At 43.1% G+C, this 15,584-nt stretch carries 16 protein-coding genes; 11 read left to right on the top strand and 5 right to left on the bottom strand.

Going from position 1 to position 15,584, the window contains the following annotated elements; genetic code table 11:
* The first annotated feature begins 110 nt into the window (after positions 1-110).
* Positions 111-1,325 carry a quaternary amine ABC transporter ATP-binding protein gene (locus tag IGJ44_RS12645; RefSeq protein WP_005228609.1) on the top strand — a complete coding sequence of 405 codons (1,215 nt, stop codon included), beginning with the start codon at positions 111-113 and terminating at the stop codon, positions 1,323-1,325.
* On the top strand, positions 1,318-3,042 hold the full coding sequence (locus tag IGJ44_RS12640) for an ABC transporter permease/substrate binding protein (protein ID WP_167826952.1): 1,725 nt from the start codon (positions 1,318-1,320) through the stop codon (positions 3,040-3,042). Before IGJ44_RS12645 ends, IGJ44_RS12640 begins: the two co-directional genes overlap by 8 nt.
* 119 nt (positions 3,043-3,161) lie before the next feature.
* On the opposite strand, the gene IGJ44_RS12635 is transcribed toward IGJ44_RS12640, so the two are convergent.
* From IGJ44_RS12635 to IGJ44_RS12625, 3 genes are read right to left on the bottom strand one after another with little or no spacing between them, the layout of a single operon-like run.
* On the bottom strand, positions 3,162-3,998 hold the full coding sequence (locus tag IGJ44_RS12635; RefSeq protein WP_074535527.1) for a histidinol-phosphatase HisJ family protein: 837 nt from the start codon (positions 3,996-3,998) through the stop codon (positions 3,162-3,164).
* A gap of 19 nt (positions 3,999-4,017) precedes the next feature.
* Positions 4,018-4,659 (bottom strand): sugar O-acetyltransferase, encoded by a 642-nt coding sequence (locus IGJ44_RS12630; RefSeq protein ID WP_074535528.1) that lies wholly within the window; start codon positions 4,657-4,659, stop codon positions 4,018-4,020.
* A gap of 13 nt (positions 4,660-4,672) precedes the next feature.
* Entirely contained in the window at positions 4,673-5,065 is a 393-nt protein-coding gene (locus IGJ44_RS12625; protein ID WP_016619764.1) for a VOC family protein, read from the bottom strand.
* Between the two features lie 159 nt (positions 5,066-5,224).
* Between IGJ44_RS12625 and IGJ44_RS12620 the strand changes: the two genes are divergently transcribed.
* The gene (locus tag IGJ44_RS12620) at positions 5,225-6,205 is read left to right on the top strand and encodes an ROK family protein (RefSeq protein WP_167826953.1); all 981 of its coding nucleotides are present in this window, start codon (positions 5,225-5,227) and stop codon (positions 6,203-6,205) included.
* 89 nt (positions 6,206-6,294) lie between these two features.
* Here IGJ44_RS12620 and rnhC read toward each other — a convergent pair whose 3' ends face one another.
* The gene (gene rnhC, locus IGJ44_RS12615) at positions 6,295-7,221 is read right to left on the bottom strand and encodes a ribonuclease HIII (protein ID WP_167826954.1); all 927 of its coding nucleotides are present in this window, start codon (positions 7,219-7,221) and stop codon (positions 6,295-6,297) included.
* 216 nt (positions 7,222-7,437) lie between these two features.
* Here rnhC and zapA point away from each other — a divergent pair, with 216 nt between their 5' ends.
* From zapA to IGJ44_RS12575, 8 genes are all read left to right on the top strand, one after another.
* Complete coding sequence (gene zapA / locus IGJ44_RS12610; protein ID WP_005228634.1) at positions 7,438-7,878, top strand: cell division protein ZapA; 441 nt, start codon at positions 7,438-7,440, stop codon at positions 7,876-7,878.
* A 23-nt stretch (positions 7,879-7,901) separates the two neighbouring features.
* The gene (locus tag IGJ44_RS12605) at positions 7,902-8,456 is read left to right on the top strand and encodes a CvpA family protein (RefSeq protein WP_005234314.1); all 555 of its coding nucleotides are present in this window, start codon (positions 7,902-7,904) and stop codon (positions 8,454-8,456) included.
* A 78-nt stretch (positions 8,457-8,534) separates the two neighbouring features.
* Entirely contained in the window at positions 8,535-10,898 is a 2,364-nt protein-coding gene (locus tag IGJ44_RS12600; protein WP_167826955.1) for an endonuclease MutS2, read from the top strand.
* 96 nt (positions 10,899-10,994) lie between these two features.
* Complete coding sequence (gene trxA, locus IGJ44_RS12595) at positions 10,995-11,309, top strand: thioredoxin (RefSeq protein ID WP_005228645.1); 315 nt, start codon at positions 10,995-10,997, stop codon at positions 11,307-11,309.
* A 282-nt stretch (positions 11,310-11,591) separates the two neighbouring features.
* Complete coding sequence (locus IGJ44_RS12590) at positions 11,592-11,918, top strand: PadR family transcriptional regulator (protein WP_015510192.1); 327 nt, start codon at positions 11,592-11,594, stop codon at positions 11,916-11,918.
* Positions 11,905-12,585: a DUF2812 domain-containing protein gene (locus IGJ44_RS12585; RefSeq protein ID WP_010749814.1), complete on the top strand. Its 681-nt coding sequence runs from the start codon at positions 11,905-11,907 to the stop codon at positions 12,583-12,585. The genes IGJ44_RS12590 and IGJ44_RS12585 overlap by 14 nt, the downstream gene beginning before the upstream one ends.
* Positions 12,586-12,602: 17 nt before the next feature.
* On the top strand, positions 12,603-13,502 hold the full coding sequence (locus IGJ44_RS12580; protein ID WP_005228654.1) for an ABC transporter ATP-binding protein: 900 nt from the start codon (positions 12,603-12,605) through the stop codon (positions 13,500-13,502).
* On the top strand, positions 13,495-14,748 hold the full coding sequence (locus IGJ44_RS12575; protein ID WP_005228656.1) for an ABC transporter permease: 1,254 nt from the start codon (positions 13,495-13,497) through the stop codon (positions 14,746-14,748). The genes IGJ44_RS12580 and IGJ44_RS12575 overlap by 8 nt, the downstream gene beginning before the upstream one ends.
* 72 nt (positions 14,749-14,820) lie before the next feature.
* Here the strand turns inward: IGJ44_RS12575 and IGJ44_RS12570 are convergent, their stop codons facing one another.
* Positions 14,821-15,534 carry a gamma-glutamyl-gamma-aminobutyrate hydrolase family protein gene (locus IGJ44_RS12570; RefSeq protein WP_015510190.1) on the bottom strand — a complete coding sequence of 238 codons (714 nt, stop codon included), beginning with the start codon at positions 15,532-15,534 and terminating at the stop codon, positions 14,821-14,823.
* Positions 15,535-15,584: the final 50 nt, after the last annotated feature.

The raw sequence follows: 15,584 nt of genomic DNA, 5'->3' as shown, positions 1-15,584 counted from the left end.
TTTTGCAAAAGAAAAAGCATTGGGAAATTTTTTTTGACAAAGTGACCACATCTTGTTAAGATAGTATGGTCACTTTCGTGGAATTTTTCAGAAAAAGGAGTATTAATCATTTGAGTAAAGTTAAAGTGGAACACTTAACCAAAATCTTCGGTAAGAAAAAGCAGCAAGCTCTTGCCATGGTCAAAGAACAACGCAGCAAAAACGAGATTTTAGAAAAAACGGGTGCCACCGTCGGGGTCTATGATGTGAACTTTGAAGTCAACGAAGGCGAGATTTTCGTCATCATGGGCCTTTCTGGAAGCGGGAAGTCAACATTGATTCGACTATTGAATCGATTGATCGAGCCGTCTGGCGGAGATATTTACATAGATGGCGTGGATGTTGCCAAAATGAGTAAAGAGGAACTACGAGAAGTTCGCCGTCACAAAATCAACATGGTTTTCCAAAGCTTTGGCCTTTTCCCTCATCGGACAATTTTAGAGAACACAGAATACGGACTAGAAGTCCGTGGGGTCTCGAAAGAAGAACGAACAGCGAAAGCGGAAAAAGCGTTAGAAAACTCAGGATTGCTTTCTTTTAAAGACCAATACCCTGACCAGCTGTCTGGAGGGATGCAACAGCGTGTGGGACTTGCCCGTGCGTTAGCCAATGATCCAGAGATCCTCTTGATGGATGAGGCCTTTTCAGCATTAGATCCGCTGATTCGCCGTGAAATGCAAGATGAACTTTTAGAATTGCAAGCCAATGTTCAAAAAACGATTATCTTTATCACCCATGATTTGAACGAGGCCTTGCGGATCGGTGACCGGATCGCTTTAATGAAAGATGGTCAGATCATGCAGATCGGTACAGGAGAAGATATTTTGACGAATCCTGCCAACCAATACGTGCGTGATTTCGTGGAAGATGTCGATCGTTCCAAAGTCTTGACTGCGCAAAACATCATGGTCCCAGCATTGACGACGAACATCGAGATCGATGGACCAAGCGTAGCATTGAACCGGATGCGGAAAGAAGAAGTCAGCATGCTGTTAGCCGTCGACAAACGTCGTCACCTAAAAGGAAGCCTGACAGCCGAGTCTGCTCGTGAGGCACGGAAAAACAATCTGACCTTGAAGGAAGTTATTGATAAAAATGTTAAAAAGATCGATAAAGATATGCTGGTAACGGATATCTTCAATTTGATCTATGATTCGCCTACACCTTTAGCCGTGGTAGAAAACGATCGTTTGATCGGAGTCGTGATCCGCGGAAGTGTGATTGAAGCATTGGCTGAGACTGATTCAGCCGCTCAAGCAGAGGAAGGGGTAGTGACAAATGGATAATTTCTTACAACATACGATTCCGGTGGCTGATTGGGTCGAAAACTTTACTGATTGGCTAACAGGAACTTTCAGTGGATTGTTTTCAGCCTTACAGTCTTTCGGACAATTTATCATGGACGCTATTACAAATGTATTACTGTTTGTACCACCGTTATTAATGATTGTCTTATTGACGGCTGCTGCCTTTTTCGTTTCACGCAAAAAATTCGGCTTGCCAGCTTTTACTTTTGTCGGGTTGCTGTTCATCTATAACCAAGGGTTATGGACAGACTTGATGAACACCGTGACGTTGGTCTTGTTGTCGAGTTTGGTTTCGATCATCATTGGGATTCCACTAGGGATCTTAATGGCGAAAAGCGAAAAAGCGCAAAGTATCGTGACGCCGATCTTAGACTTTATGCAAACGATGCCTGGTTTCGTTTATTTGATTCCTGCGGTTGCTTTCTTTGGGATCGGGATGGTTCCAGGGGTCTTCGCCTCAGTGATCTTTGCTCTACCACCAACCGTTCGGATGACGAACTTAGGGATTCGCCAAATTTCTCGTGAATTGGTGGAAGCCTCTGATTCCTTCGGTGGGACTGGCTGGCAAAAACTGATCAAATTAGAATTGCCACTAGCCAAAAGCACTATTTTGGCTGGGGTCAACCAAACCACGATGCTGGCATTATCAATGGTCGTGATCGCGTCAATGATCGGTGCTCCTGGGTTAGGGCGCGGCGTCTTGTCCGCCTTACAACGAGCACAAGTCGGTAACGGATTTGTCAGTGGGGTATCCTTAGTTATTTTGGCGATCATCATGGATCGCTTTACCCAGAATTTGAATCGTTCGGCACATCAAAAAGCAGCCAGCAAGACAAGTCGTAAACAAAAACGTCTTTTTGGCGGGATTGCTGCAGCGGCAGTCGTTGCTTTGATTGGAGCATCGTTTGCCTTTGGAAATGTTTCTGACAGCAAAGGCACGGTGAACTTGGCGTATGTCGAATGGGATACGGAAGTTGCATCTACCCATGTGGTGGCAGAAGTTTTGTCGCAAATGGGCTACGAAGTCAATACGACGCCTTTGGATAATGCCATCATGTGGGAATCGGTGGCAAAAGGGGAAGTTGACGGGATGGTCGCTGCTTGGCTGCCATCTACGCATCAATCCCAGTATGAACAGTACCAAGACCAAGTTGAAAACTTAGGTCCTAACTTAGAGGGGGCAAAACTGGGGATCGTTGTACCAAGTTATATGGATGTAGATTCCATCGCAGACCTTTCTGACGAAGCTGGAAAAACCATCACTGGTATCGAACCAGGCGCTGGTGTTGTAAATGCAGCGGAAAATACAGTTGCAACGTATGATAACCTTTCAGATTGGAATGTCGCTACCTCTTCTTCAGGAGCGATGACAGTGGCATTAGGCCAAGCCATCAAGAACCAAGATGAGATCGTTATTACTGGCTGGTCTCCACATTGGATGTTTGCGAAATATGATCTGAAATATCTGGATGATCCAGAAGGAACAATGGGTGAAGCAGAAAGCATCAATACTGTTGTACGCCAAGGATTAGCAGATGATATGCCAGAAGTTTACGAAGTACTTGATCGTTTCAACTGGACACAAGAAGATATGGAAGAAGTCATGTTAGCAATCAATGACGGAACGTCAGCCGAAGATGCAGCCAAAGAATGGGTAGCCAATCACCCAGAAGAAGTTGCTTCTTGGACGAACTAATGTCTAAAAAAAGAACGACCGCAGATTGAAGCGGTCGTTCTTTTTGTTGTTTAAAATACTTAGGTTTATAACGAAAGAAGAGGGGATGATTTTTGCAAAAGACGGAGCTTTTGTGCAGGTTAAGCAAAACGATGAAAAATCGGCTGCATCTGTTCAAACGTACAGAGCTTAGTAAATCCTAATGACCGTAAAAGATCTTGTCCCTCTTTGATTTGAAACCCGAGCTGCTCTGGTTTATGACTGTCGCTGCCGATGGTTATCACGCTTCCCCCCAAGTCACGATAAAGCTTGAGGATCTCGATCGATGGCGTATACCCGTTGATTCCGTAACGGTGGGAAGAGGTATTCAGTTCAATGCCTTTGCCATTTTTGATCACGACTTTCAAGATCTCTGCGATTTGTTCTTTCGTTTGTTCAAAAGCGTCCTTCTCTTTATCTAAATAACGACGAATCAAATCCATATGGGCTAAGACGGAATACTCTTTATATGTCGTGACTAGCTGATACATTTCATCATAATAGCGCTCGTAGCATTCCTGTTGGCTGCGTCCTTTTTGAAATTCTCCAGTCCAAAATTCTTGATCGTCTACCTGATGAACGGAAAGTAAAATGAAGTCAAAGGGATGCGAATGATTAAGACGGGTAAATTGTGGGATCGTGTGCATTTGTATCCCAAATTCCAGCCCAGTTTTTAGCTTGATTTGGTCACTGTATGTTTCCTTTAAGCGTGCCAGTTCGTTAAAATACAAGTCGTAGTAGACATTTTTTACAACTTTATTGGCCCCGACGAGGTACGTATCCGTCGCTTGCCAGTCTTCTTTGACTCCATAATCCACATGATCGGTAAAGCAGATTTCTGCTAAGCCTAGTTTAATGGCGTCTTTGACTACATCTTCCATCAAATACCAAGAATCATCGCTGTAATCACTATGGACGTGATAGTCTGTAAAAATCATGGCGTCTCCTTTTGTTTCGTTATTTTTGCTGCTTCTGCCAGTCTGCTCGTTTTTGATGATAGAGCTGGGCGGCAGTTTCCCAATGTTCTTTGTCAGCCGGCTGAATCTCACGGATCACACGGGCTGGATTGCCGCCGACGATCGTATTCGGCGACACATCTTTTGTGACGACGGAACCAGCAGCGACGATGGCATGTTTGCCGATCGTTACACCTGGTAAAATCGTACTATTGCCCCCGATCCAAACGTAATCTTCGACGGTGATCGGGAGACCAAATTCCAAATCTTGACTGCGGACCACAGAATCGATCGGATGACCGGCGGTATAGAAGCTGACCCGTGGTCCCACCATCACATGATCACCAATCAGAATCTTATTGACATCTAAAAAAATGCAATCCATATTGGCATAAAAGTGATCACCAATCTCAACATGGCGACCATAATCAACAAAAAGGGGTGGTTGGACAAAGCAATGCTGCCCAAATTTGCCAAAGAGTGCTTTTTCTTTGGCGATGATTCCTTCTCGGTCATCGACTGGTAAATGGTTGATTTCCTGGGCACGTTTTTTTCCCTCTGCTGAGCCATTCTCAGGGAGAATGCCAGCAGCTTGATACAATTGACCAGCCAACATCGCTTGATAATCAAAGTCTTCTTTCATTGCAAAATCCTTTCTAAGACGGTAAATCGTCGGTGGTTAATTCAATCAAATTGCCTTCGGGGTCTTGGACAACTGCTTCATAATAGCCATCGCCTGTTGTACGAGGACCATTTAAAAGAGGGTAGCCATCTTCAACAAACCGTTGAGCATATCGATCGACGTCAGCTTGATCACCAACTGCAATCGCAAGGTGAGTGTAGCCTAAGCTCTCGCTGACACGAGGGCTTAAAAATTTCTTGGTCGTTAATTCTAACCGACTTCCAGAATCAAAAGTCAAAAAATAGGATTGGAAGCCTGTTTTCGGATTATGGTATTTTGGGTTGCTGACCGCCTGAAAGTAGGTTTCATAAAATGTCCTCATTTTTTCCAAATCATTGACATATAGTGCGATGTGTTCAATTTTCATTATCGACAACTCCTTTAATAAGCAACATAAATCGTTTTTTTTTGAACTTAGTAAACTTTGTTTAATAAGTTGCTTCTATTATACCTTTGTTAACAAAATTAATAAAGGTATATTCCCAGCTTTTTATCTGTTAAAATAGGAGCGTTGAGGGGGAGAAAAATGAAAGCTTATCAGCCAACGACCATTAAATTACATAATCAGGCAGTATTGCTGGATTTGCTAAAACAGCAGCAAGCGCCTATGACCAAGCGCCAACTGGCAGATGCCTCTCAATTAAGCGTGGTAACGATCAACAAGCTGCTTCCTGAATTGATTGAAAAGCAGTTGCTTTTGACGACGGATCAACCGCAACGAACGGGAGGACGTCAAGCTGCGGCTTACCAGTACAATGCGCAACGGACACTGTTGTTGATCATTCAGTTTATCGAAGAAGACCAGCAGATCGTGATTCGTTTTTCAGTCGTCGATCTCATCGGGAACATTTTGCATTATGAGCAGTCAGCAGAGGGCCGATTGCCGCAGTTCTTGCAAGTGATTCGTCAGATAAAACAGGAATACCCGAAAATCAGCTTGGCAGTCGTGGGAATTCCTGGTGTGGAAATTGCTGGAAGACTGAAGATCATGGATGCTCCAGCATTTAAGGACATGGCGCTAGGGGAATTGATTGAAAAGGAGATCGCGGTAAAAACGCTTATTGAGAATGACGTGAATGCAGCGGTATTCCATTTCAAAGAAGAGAAAAAAATCGTGGCTGGCATTTATTTTCCGAAAAATTATCCGCCAGGTGCGGGACTGGTCATCGACCAACAGCTCTTTAAAGGAGCCAACCATTTAAGTGGCGAAATCAAGCATTTGCCGCATCTCTACACGGCTTCTTACCCTTTGGCAACAGAGGCGATCCCAGAACAAGTGACTGCCACTCTTCAAGCGATCGTGGCAGTGACGGACCCGCATCAAGTCATTTTGTTTTTGCCCTCTGAATGGCAGGCGCTCGTGTCGCGCTCCTTTTTGGAAAAGCAGCTGGCAGCAGTGTTTCAATATGGCGTCTTGCCAAAATTACACTTTTCCGATCGGTTTTCAGAAAATTATTTGGCTGGGTTGATCACGATGGGAATCGAAGCAGCGGGCTTAGGGCTTTGATTCCCAGCATTCAACTGGTACTGAGGACAAAAACTGCCGCTGCTTCCTTTATTCAGAAGTAGCGGCAGTTTTTTTGAAAATACGATAACTCACAGCTTGGCGAGTTTCTGTGCTTTTTCGGTATTCGCAAAATGCAGTTTGGCATATTGGCCTAATAGTGCTATGCCACCTTGCTGCAGTAATTTTGCTGCAACTTGGTCAGCAGCTGCGTGGGCGCCAGAAGGCAAACGCATACCGACTTCTTTGGAGGCTGCATCTAATTCATCCAAAAAGACTGTACGGCATAAAATAGAGGCTGCCGCTACTGCCAGATGATATTGTTCCCCTTTCGTCGCAAAATAGAGCTTTTCAGTGACCGCTGCTTGTTCCGACTTTAAATAGGTGCGATAATTTTTTTCGCTCGTGAACTGATCGATCAAAATGGCATCTGGTGTCTCAGGAGCAATTTTTTGCAAAAGCAAACGAATGGCTTGATTATGCAAAGCAACTTTCATTCGGACCGTGTTGTATTTTGGTTGGATCTCGTTGTATTTTCTGGGCGTGACAGTGAGCAATTGGTAAGGAACCAATTCTTTGATTTTCGGCGCCATCTTACGGATCTCTGGATCTGTCAGCATTTTTGAGTCCTTGACACCTAAGACTTTCAGCTGTGGCAATTGCTCTTTTTTGGCATAGACGGCACAGACCACCAAAGGACCGAAATAACTGCCGTTGCCGACCTCGTCACTGCCGACGACGCTTTTTTCGCTAAATCCTGCTGGCAACGCAGTGGTTGAAACAGTCGCTTTTTTCTTATCCGGTACAGCACTAGCCGTATCGCCCCATAAGGAAGCTTCTTTTTCAGCAGTCGCTCCTTGAAACATGACTTTTCCAGACGTATAAGCAGTGATCGTCGTTGGCCCTTTTTTGGCGACAAACACTGTATAAGGAACTTTCTTCGCCAGCAATTCTCGTTGATAAAATTGCTGCATTTTTTGGATAGTTGAAGTTGGTACTTTGATAACGATCGTACTCATTTGATTCCTCCTGATTTTTTGTCTTTTTTTAGGTAGACAAAAGGATACTTTAAGATTTTACCATACTTCTTATTCTTTTTTACTAAGACGATCAGCAAACAAACGATTGGCATGGAAATTCATAAGAAAATCACGTATAATAGTTAAGAGTTTGCGACACATGTTCAATAAGTGATAGAATAGAGCAGAATGTAAGCAATGGGAGGAAATATTCCTATGACGGAGCAAAAGAAACGCTATAAAGCAGTTATCGCGAATCAAAGTTACACGATTATTGGACGCGAAAGCAAAGAACACATGGATATGGTGACAAGATTGGTCAATGACCAACTGCTTGAGATCATGCAATTATCGCCACAAACCGATCAAGAACAAGCGTCGATCTTATTAGCGATCAACGCTGTTTCCGACCAGCTGAAAAAACAAGAACAGCTGTTGGTCCTACAAAAAAAAGTGGACGAGTTGCGGGGACAAGCCATTAAAGCAACGGAGCTTGAGAATCGCATCAAGCGGATCGAAGCGATCGAATCCGAAGCACGGAAAGTTCTCGATGAGACAGGTCGCAGTGATGTGGAGATCCATAATCATGTGGAAGCACAACAGATCTTAAATGAACAAAGGAAACGAAAAATTCAAGAAAAGACAGCCCATGGGTAGTGCGGCGTAGAAAGGATTCCTAAATGATTGGATTATTTGTCTTGGTTTTGTTGTTGGCAGCCTTTTATGGCGGCGCGCGGCGCGGAACCAGTTTACAATTGGTCTCAGTTTTGGGCTATTTGATCTCTTTTTTCTTTGCAGTTGCGAATTACCAAGAAATTGCGAAAAAAATTGAGCTCTATGTTCCTTATATGTCAGTAACGGCGGATTCAAAGTTAAAATACTACGATATGGAACTGGCTTTAGATTTAGACAAAGCCTATTATGCGGCCATCGCTTTTGTGATGGTGCTCTTTGCTGGTTGGCTGATCACCAAACTATTAGTGATTTTTGCAGACAGTTTGCGTTACAAACGCCTACGTTTTTTAGGTGGTTATGACTGGGCAGTTGCGGGTGTTTTGAATGTTATCTTGATGTATATTAATTTGTACATGTTTTTCATGATCCTCTCAATGATCCCGTTTGCCACGATTCAAAATCTGTTTGAAACGAGCGGAACTGCGAATTTCATCGTTGATCGGTCGCCGATTCTCTCAGATTACTTCTATCGATTGTGGATCACAGATGTGATTGGGTAAAAAGCAGGCAGATGGTTGCAGAGCCATTCTGCCTTTTTCTTAGGAACAAAAAGTTAAAACAAAGCAGGTGAGAAAAGAATGAATACTAAGATCCTTGATGTTTTAGGATTTGAACAAGTAAAGAGTCAAATCGGTCAGTATATTGTAACAGCCCAAGGGAAAGAAGCTTTAGCAAAGCTTGCGCCATCAAGTGATGCGCAGGTCATTTCCTCTTGGCTAGCAGAAACAGAAGACGCGATCAAGATCCAACGTTTAAGAGGCGGAATCCCTGTACCGAAGATTGAGAATATTCGTCCCCAAATGAAACGGATCGAAATTGGCGCCGATTTAAACGGCATTGAGTTGGCACAAGTTGCCCGTGTCCTATCAACTACGCAGGAATTGAAACGCTTTTTTGCTGATTTGTCTGAAAGCGAGATTGAATTTTCCCGCTTGTATCACTGGGAAGAACAGTTGGTGTCTTTACCAACCTTGAATCGACGCTTGAAAGAAGCGATCGATGAGGATGGCCGAGTCACAGATGATGCCTCTCCAGCACTACGTGGAATTCGCCAATCGATCCGACGAGCAGAACGGACGATTCGCGAGACATTGGATGGCATCGTCCGAGGTGGCAATGCAAAGTATTTAAGTGATACGATCGTAACCATGCGAAATGAGCGTTATGTGATTCCAGTCAAACAAGAGTACCGAGGTGTTTTCGGCGGGGTAGTCCACGACCAAAGTTCCTCTGGTCAAACCTTGTTTATCGAACCGAAACAAGTAGTGGAACAAAATAACCGTTTGCGCCAGCATCAAATTGCGGAACGGGATGAAATTACACGTATTCTAGCAGAATTGTCAGCAGAGTTAGCCCCATATCAAAGAGAGATCCTCCATAATGCGTATGTGATCGGGATCATGGATTTCATGAATGCCAAGGCTCGTTTTGGAAAAGAGATGAAGGCAATCGTACCAGCAATCAATCAAGACAACCATGTCTTTTTTAAGCAAGCACGTCATCCATTGATCGATCAAGAAAAAGTCGTTCCTAACGATATTACGATTGGAAAAGACTATCAAGCCGTTGTCATTACTGGGCCGAATACCGGTGGGAAAACCATCACCTTAAAAACATTAGGGCTATTACAGATCATGGGCCAAGCTGGTTTACCAATTCTGGCAGAAGAAGAAAGCCAAATGGGTGTCTTCAATGAGATTTTTGCGGACATTGGGGATGAACAATCCATTGAGCAAAGTCTATCGACCTTTTCTTCTCATATGACAACGATCGTTGAAGTGTTGAAAAAAGTCGACGAGACAAGCTTAGTTCTCTTTGATGAATTAGGCGCAGGAACCGATCCTCAAGAAGGGGCGGCACTAGCGATTGCGATTTTGGACGAACTTGGGGCTAAGTCGGCTTATGTCATGGCGACGACCCATTATCCTGAATTGAAGGTTTATGGCTATAACCGATCCAATACGATCAATGCCTCTATGGAATTTGATGTTGATACCTTAAGTCCGACCTATCGCTTGTTGATCGGGGTTCCAGGACGAAGCAATGCGTTTGAGATTTCGAAAAGACTTGGCTTGCCAGATACGATCATTGATCAAGCCAAAGAGATCATGGATGGAGAAAGCCAAGACCTGAATGAAATGATCGCTGATTTAGAAAATCGAAGAAAAATGACGGAAACCGAGTATCTTGAAGTCCGTCATCATGTAAAAGAAGCGGCCCGCTTGCACCAAGAGCTAGAAGCAGCCTATAGTTATTTCTTTGAAGAACGTGAAAAAGAATTGGCGAAAGCTCGGCAAAAAGCCAATCAGATCGTTGAAGAAGCCAAAGAAGAATCTGAAAAAATCATTGCCGATATTCGTAAAATGCAGTTAGCCGGCGGTCAATCGAAGGTCAAAGAACACGAGCTGATCGACGCGCGCACCAAGTTATCAGGGCTACAGCAAGAAGAACATCTGCAAAAAAACAAGGTTCTGCAAAAAGCCAAGGCAGCCAAGACACTGAAAGAAGGAGACGAAGTGCTCGTAACTTCTTATGGGCAGCGAGGAGTCTTGTTGAAAAAAGCAGGCAAAAATCAATGGCAAGTCCAAATCGGTATTTTGAAAATGAATTTGCCAGAAACAGATCTGCAACCAGCAGCGCCAGTGAAGGAGCCTACACAGCGTATCGTCAATACGATTCGTTCTGCTGACAGCAGTCCAGTGGTCAATCAGTTGGATTTACGAGGCAAGCGGTACGAAGAAGCCCTTAATGAAGTGGATCAGTATTTGGATGCAGCGATTTTGGCAGGCTACCCGCAAGTGACGATCGTCCACGGAAAAGGAACCGGTGCGCTGCGTCAAGGGATTACCGATTATTTGAAAAACCATCGCTCGGTGAAAAGTTTTGAATTTGCGCCAGCAAATCAAGGGGGCAATGGGGCGACCATTGTGAAGTTTAACTAATCGTTAAGACCCCTTACCTTTTGTAAGCAGACGATTTTAAAAAACTTCCGATACGTGGTATACTTTTTTTAGTTTTAAAAATGGAGGGGAAGTACGATGGCAAAAGAAATTACTGATAAAACTTTTTCAGAAGAAACCGATAAAGGCTTAGTCCTTATTGATTTTTGGGCAACTTGGTGTGGTCCATGTCGGATGCAAGCGCCGATCTTGGAACAATTAGCGAATGAATATGAGGAAGACGAATTGAAGATCGTGAAAATGGATGTGGATGAAAATCCTGAAACACCAGCTTCATTCGGGATCATGTCTATTCCAACTTTGTTGTTGAAAAAAGACGGCCAAGTCGTTGATAAAGCAATTGGGGTGCATACAAAAGATCAATTGAAAGCTTTAGTTGCGGAACATATGTAATAGAAGAAACGTTTTTGAAGCAATAGCCGAAAGTGGCTATTGCTTTTTTTATTTTGGGGACAAAGTCTTTGAAGAATGTCTTTGACGTTTCTAACTTCTACTCTTTGTTCCATGCACTGCTGTTGGGGTTCACTCAATTGCTAACGAGAAAAGTGAGAATGAACATTAAGAAAGCAGTCATTCTCCAGCAATGTTAGCAGATCAGAAAAAAAAGATTGACGCTGGTTATATCATTCGATAATATATCATTAAGTGATATAGCTAGTGGGACGGAGGAATCAAATGGATGAGGCATTGACAGATTCAACCTATTTGATTTTATTAGCGCTTTTAAAGCCGAAACATGGGTATCTCATCATGAAACAGATCCATGAGCTGAGCCAAGGGACGTTTGAGATTGGTCCCGCAACGATGTATACGATTTTAAAGAAGCTGACGAAAAAGGGGTGGATCGATTTAGAGGAGAGCGTTGACCGAAAAAAAATCTATCAGATTACACCAGAAGGAAGACAAGTTCTGGAGAAAGATATTCAACGGCGCAAATTATTTTATCAAATCGGAGAACAGGTTTTCGAAGCGTTAGGGGGAGAGCAAGATGGGCATCAATAAGAAATACCTTCTTTCACTTGGTGTAGCCTATTACCCAGAAAAGGAAATGGTTCGTCTGCAAAAACAAGCGTCGTTAGGGTGGCACTTTGTGAAGATGAATCGGTTAGGGTTTTTGAAGTTTATCAAAGGAGACCCAGAAACGACCAAATATGCAGTAGACTTTTTCGAAGGAGAGCCCTCTGAGATCGTTGATTACTTAGCGATGTATCAAGCAGGAGGCTGGACTTATATCAGCAATTATAAAGATCGCTATTTTTATTTTAAAGCGTCTCCTGACACACCAGCGATTTTCAGTGACCAAGAAAGCTATCAAGAACGGATCGATAATGAAACACGGTATTTAATGAAAAAATCGATTCTACTTTCGGTGATCAGTTTAGTGATATTAGCAGCAATTTATTTTCTGATCCGTTATTTCAATATTCGCACAAATCCATTTTGGTCCTTTGGACTAGGATTGATTACGGGGCTGGTGTTTATCCCGATTGGGGTAGGATTGACCACGATCCTGATGAAATTCTTATATAAAAATCGAGCAAGTTATTACAATGAACCAGAGAAACTGGCGAAGCGTCAACGAGTGATCCGCGATACCGTCATCTTGATGTTTGTCGGAGCGATCATTGGCGCCGTTATCGGCTTTTTCTTTAGTGATATATTTTATTAGATAGGGAAGGTGAGCATGTGTTAGAAGCAAAACAATTAGTAAAAACATTTGGCGATTATACAGCAGTCGATCAATTGTCCTTTACCATCAATGATGGACAGATCATGGGCTTGATTGGTCAAAATGGTGCTGGTAAAACGACGACATTCCGATTGATCTTGGATTTCTTGAAAGCTGATCAAGGGGAAGTATTGTGGGATGGCCATAAAATTAGTGAAAAAGAATACAATATTATCGGCTATCTGCCAGAAGAACGCGGCTTGTTTCCAAAAGTAACGATTGAAGATCAATTGATCTATTTCGCGCGGTTACGAGGCAAGAAGAAAGAAGACATCGTACCAAAAATCGACTATTGGATGGACAAATTTAAAGTCAAAGGCAAGAAAACCGATAAAGTCAAATCGCTATCAAAAGGAAATCAGCAAAAAGTTCAGCTGATCTCAACGTTGATCCATGAACCAAAATTGGTGATTTTAGATGAGCCATTTAGTGGGTTAGACCCCGTCAATGCAGAACTGTTGAAAAATGGGATCATTGAACTGAAAAAAAATGGCTCATGTGTCATTTTCTCCAGTCATAATATGGATAATGTGGAAAAAATCTGCGATCACTTGATTATGCTGCGGGATGGTCAAACCGTCTTAAACGGAAAAGTTCATGAAATTCGCGAATCCTTTGGGCGGACGAAAGTCTATTTAGAATCCAACTTGACGAAAGAACAGCTCTTGGCAGTGGCAGGTGTCGAGGAAGTTCTTGCCAGAGAAGATGGCAGCTATGATATTACGATCGCTGATCCTGCAGTAGGAAAAACCTTATTTGATTTAGCAACGGCGGATGGTTATATCCCTATGTTCAATCAACAACCGCCAACGTTAGAAGAAATCTTTAAGCGGAAGGCGGGAAAAATAAATGAGTAAGTTTTGGGTAATCGCATTAGATGTTTATAAAAAAAATATCAAATCAATTTCGTTTTTGATTATGATTCTCGTGCCATTTATTGCAACGGGGGCATTTTATCTCATTGGTTATTTTGCTGATGGTATGAACAGTGTCGACAAAATTGCCGTTTATGCGAATGAACCAGCCATTGCGCAGACCTTTGTGGACCAAAGCGGCGATGATTTTGAATTTGAAATTGTTGACAGCGAAGAACAAGGGCAGCAACAGATGGCAGACAAAGATGCTGATGCTTTGTTACTTATTACTGCTTCAGGGGATACGCTCCAAGGGGAATTACTAAGCGAGTCCTCAATGGGGCAAGCATTAGAGCTGACGATCCAACAGTTATTGACGGGGTTGCAGTCTTCCTATAGAGCTAGTGAGCTTGGCTTGACTGCTGAGCAAGTGGCAGTCCTTAGTGAAGTCGCACCGCTTGATCGTCAAAAAGTTTCCTTCGGTGAAGATGGCGAAATGACTTATGGGGAAGACAATACCGCGATGCAATCACTAGTAAGTATGATCGCAACAATCATCCTCTTTTTCTTTATCATTACTTACGCACAGATCATTGCACAAGAGATCGCTTCTGAAAAAGGCACACGCATCATGGAAGTCATTTTGTCTAGTACACGGGCGCAAATCCATTACTATGCCAAATTGACGGGTGTAATCATGGTTGCAGCGACCCAGCTAGTTGCTTATGTTGCGATTTTTGGCGGGAGCTATTTCTGGATCAAGGATAACCCAATGGTAAAAGACTTGTTGGCAAACTTTTCGACAGATGGCATTTTTGGTCCCTTCCTGGTGTTTGCGATCGTTTTCGTCTTCTTAGGAATTTTGATCTACTCGGTCTTGTCAGCCCTTTGCGGGTCGTTAGTGAACAAAGCAGAAGATACGGCGAAAGCCATCATTCCAGTAACGTATCTTTCATTAGGCGGGTATATGCTTGGAATCGTGCTAGGCGGTATGGATCCTCATAACGTGGTCTTGCGAGTAACTTCCTATGTACCATTTTTATCTTCCTTCATTATGCCAGTACGGCTTGCTAATGATACAGTGGGTATCGGCGGTGCATTGATTTCAGTAGGGATCCTTGCTGTTACCACAATTGTCCTGATGCTGGTTTCTGCAAAAATGTACAAATCAAATGTCTTGATCTATAACGACAATGGAATTTTAGCAACGTTGAAACAATCACTAGTGTTAATGAAAAACGAAAAATAAGCAAAACGCCCGATCCTTTTCGTGATCGGGCGTTTTTTATTCGCTAAAATCTAGAAAACAAGGGGCAAGACTTTAGAATTCCTGCACAAAAAAGTTGAAGATCGATTGCTCAGAAGGCAGCTTGTGAGCGGCTAGCTCAGGATGCCACTGAATGCCTAAGATCGGTGCGCCATAGGCAGTGGATTCAATGGCTTCAACGACACCATCAGGAGCGGTGGCAATCACGTTGAAATCATCCGCAACGGTTTTGACCGCTTGGTGATGAAAAGAATTGACGTGATAGGTTGTGCCTAAAAGAGCAGCCAAACGACTGTCTGCCTTGATTTTTACCCGATGTGTAGGGAATTGAAAGAACGTCGGCAATTGCACGTGTTTGATCGTTGGGTGATCGATCAAAGAGAGATCTTGGTACAAACTCCCACCAAATGCGACATTGAGTAACTGCATGCCGCGGCAGATTCCAAAGATCGGTTTGTTTTGAGCCACTGCTTCTTTGATCAATGCCAATTCAAAGACATCACGATCAGGGTGAATGCCTTGAATCAATGGATGAGGATCTTCGCCATAGTGAACAGGGGAGACATCGTGACCACCGGCTAACAAGAGTTTATCGATTTTGCTGATGTAAGTCGCAGCATCTTCCACGACACCCATTGGTAATAATAGGGGAATGCCTTGGGCTTGTTGGATATGGGTCACAAAATTTTTGGGTGTATAGGACAACCAATGTTCTGCTTCTTCAATCATTGGTCGTTCATTAGCAGCGATGCCGATAATGGGTTTCATTTGATCAAACCTTTCTACTAGTAAATGAATCGAAATGAATCGAAAAAGAA

Origin of the sequence: Enterococcus sp. DIV1368d (assembly GCF_050542975.1) — a bacterium.
GTDB lineage: Bacteria > Bacillota > Bacilli > Lactobacillales > Enterococcaceae > Enterococcus_D > Enterococcus_D casseliflavus.
Note: the sequence above shows the minus strand (reverse complement) of the source record. Positions and strands in the feature narration are given on the sequence as shown.

Bases quoted from the DNA above. Each gene is read 5' to 3' on its own strand.
- IGJ44_RS12640 (WP_167826952.1), top strand. From the start codon at position 1,318: ATGGATAATTTCTTACAACATACGATTCCGGTGGCTGATTGGGTCGAA.
- IGJ44_RS12635 (WP_074535527.1), bottom strand. From the start codon at position 3,998: ATGATTTTTACAGACTATCACGTCCATAGTGATTACAGCGATGATTCT.
- IGJ44_RS12630 (WP_074535528.1), bottom strand. From the start codon at position 4,659: ATGAAAGAAGACTTTGATTATCAAGCGATGTTGGCTGGTCAATTGTAT.
- IGJ44_RS12625 (WP_016619764.1), bottom strand. From the start codon at position 5,065: ATGAAAATTGAACACATCGCACTATATGTCAATGATTTGGAAAAAATG.
- IGJ44_RS12620 (WP_167826953.1), top strand. From the start codon at position 5,225: ATGAAAGCTTATCAGCCAACGACCATTAAATTACATAATCAGGCAGTA.
- rnhC (WP_167826954.1), bottom strand. From the start codon at position 7,221: ATGAGTACGATCGTTATCAAAGTACCAACTTCAACTATCCAAAAAATG.
- zapA (WP_005228634.1), top strand. From the start codon at position 7,438: ATGACGGAGCAAAAGAAACGCTATAAAGCAGTTATCGCGAATCAAAGT.
- IGJ44_RS12605 (WP_005234314.1), top strand. From the start codon at position 7,902: ATGATTGGATTATTTGTCTTGGTTTTGTTGTTGGCAGCCTTTTATGGC.
- IGJ44_RS12600 (WP_167826955.1), top strand. From the start codon at position 8,535: ATGAATACTAAGATCCTTGATGTTTTAGGATTTGAACAAGTAAAGAGT.
- trxA (WP_005228645.1), top strand. From the start codon at position 10,995: ATGGCAAAAGAAATTACTGATAAAACTTTTTCAGAAGAAACCGATAAA.
- IGJ44_RS12590 (WP_015510192.1), top strand. From the start codon at position 11,592: ATGGATGAGGCATTGACAGATTCAACCTATTTGATTTTATTAGCGCTT.
- IGJ44_RS12585 (WP_010749814.1), top strand. From the start codon at position 11,905: ATGGGCATCAATAAGAAATACCTTCTTTCACTTGGTGTAGCCTATTAC.
- IGJ44_RS12575 (WP_005228656.1), top strand. From the start codon at position 13,495: ATGAGTAAGTTTTGGGTAATCGCATTAGATGTTTATAAAAAAAATATC.
- IGJ44_RS12570 (WP_015510190.1), bottom strand. From the start codon at position 15,534: ATGAAACCCATTATCGGCATCGCTGCTAATGAACGACCAATGATTGAA.